Origin of the sequence: uncultured Microbulbifer sp. (assembly GCF_947498635.1) — a bacterium.
In the GTDB taxonomy this organism is placed as follows: Bacteria; Pseudomonadota; Gammaproteobacteria; order Pseudomonadales; family Cellvibrionaceae; genus Microbulbifer; species Microbulbifer echini.
The window spans coordinates 1-1434 of record NZ_CANMKV010000096.1 but is presented as its reverse complement, the minus strand read 5'-3'; the positions used below and the strand labels follow the sequence as shown (position 1 = coordinate 1434).

Here is a 1434-nt window from a genome sequence, read left to right as displayed (position 1 = left end):
GCCTCTCGGTGCTTGGCAAGCTCTTTTTTGAAGTAATTTTCTTAAGAAAATCAATCACTTGGAGCTGCCTTCCCGCTACTGCCTGAGCAGCGAGGAGGCGAACTATACGGACTTCAGGGGGGGGCGGCAAGCACTTTTTGTAGAAAGTTTTCAAATAGATTTCTGGTTAAAAAATGGGCGGATTTAATGTCGCCTAGGAAAGTTAAGTATTACCTATATAGAAGGGCCTAATAGAGAGCGCCGAAGCTTCCGCAGGGCGTACGCACTGTCAGCATCTGTACACCCTATTGACTCTCCGTCGAAACCATACCCTTTCCTGGAGAGGCATCCTGCACATCGTCATCCTTATCTACGGTATGTACCTTTCCTTCCTTTGGCTTACGTACCTGACCGGTAATCGCCCACACCAATAAAGCAAACCAAGCCACCCAGGAGAGTATTGCCGGCACATTGGCTACCAGGATCTTGGTAAAGTGCTTGCGGTTAAAAAAAAATGCAATGATCGCTGGCAAAAAAGATACAGCCAAAAATAAAAGAACAAACAGAGAGCCTTTCAGCGGATTAATTCCACTGAGAATATCTATAAAATTTGCTGTTAATTCCTCGAGACGAGTAAACATACTCTTTAGTACCTTTTTCTAACAGAATAGATTGTTACTAACTACAGTCTCACTTGCTGAACATTCTTTACAGTTAATTAAGATATTTTTCCTGCAGATTTTTCAGGCTGACTTTCTCCCACCCGGTGCGCCAGTAGATATAGTAACTATAGGCGGCCAGAAAAATGGTTAAGCCCAGAACAACTAAGGCTGATTCTTTAGGATTACGAATAACTGGAGAGGTCGCATCCATTTCAATTGAAATAAAATGCCACACGCCCAAAATTCCTAGCTGAATAAATAAATAGAGCCAACAGAAATGTACTTCTCTGCGTTTTCGTCTAAGCCTTAATAGCGCGAGATCTATATACGCCTGAGCACTCTCCTCCAAAGGTCCCCACAAACCACGGCGGTTCAAGATTGAAAAACTAATCCCCATAGCGAAAACGGTAAATGCAAAAAACAGTCTGGCGGGGGTGTCGGGCAGACTTTTAGCCATTATCGTCTTAGTTATATAAATTACCGATAACAACCAAAGGAGGATCTCAGAAGCAGTCACTAGCCGCATGCGTCGCTCCTGGTGGCGCACCCACTTTAAGATTGCAGCCGGAATATCCTTCTTAACCCGCTGGAGTTTCCACAGGTTTTCCAGTTCAAGCCACTGCTTCTCAGAGTCTGCTCCATTCATTTTTCACCTCCTGAAAGGCTGATGTTAAGACGCTCTTTTGCTCGGTTGAGTCGCACCGCGATATTAGTTTCACTATTAACCCGGCGGACAAATAGTTCCATTATGCTGCATATTTAATCGATTCATGCCGGAAGTAGGATGCTACAC

The 1434-nt window shown here is 44.2% G+C and carries 2 protein-coding genes; both read right to left on the bottom strand.

Annotated elements, in window-relative coordinates; genetic code table 11:
* Positions 1-284 precede the first annotated feature (284 nt).
* Positions 285-620 carry a superinfection immunity protein gene (locus Q1A69_RS19930; RefSeq protein WP_299589617.1) on the bottom strand — a complete coding sequence of 112 codons (336 nt, stop codon included), beginning with the start codon at positions 618-620 and terminating at the stop codon, positions 285-287.
* 73 nt (positions 621-693) lie between these two features.
* Positions 694-1287, bottom strand: a complete 594-nt coding sequence (locus tag Q1A69_RS19925; RefSeq protein ID WP_299589615.1) for a hypothetical protein — start codon at positions 1285-1287, stop codon at positions 694-696.
* Positions 1288-1434: the final 147 nt, after the last annotated feature.

Bases quoted from the DNA above. Each gene is read 5' to 3' on its own strand.
- Q1A69_RS19925 (WP_299589615.1), bottom strand. From the start codon at position 1,287: ATGAATGGAGCAGACTCTGAGAAGCAGTGGCTTGAACTGGAAAACCTG.
- Q1A69_RS19930 (WP_299589617.1), bottom strand. From the start codon at position 620: ATGTTTACTCGTCTCGAGGAATTAACAGCAAATTTTATAGATATTCTC.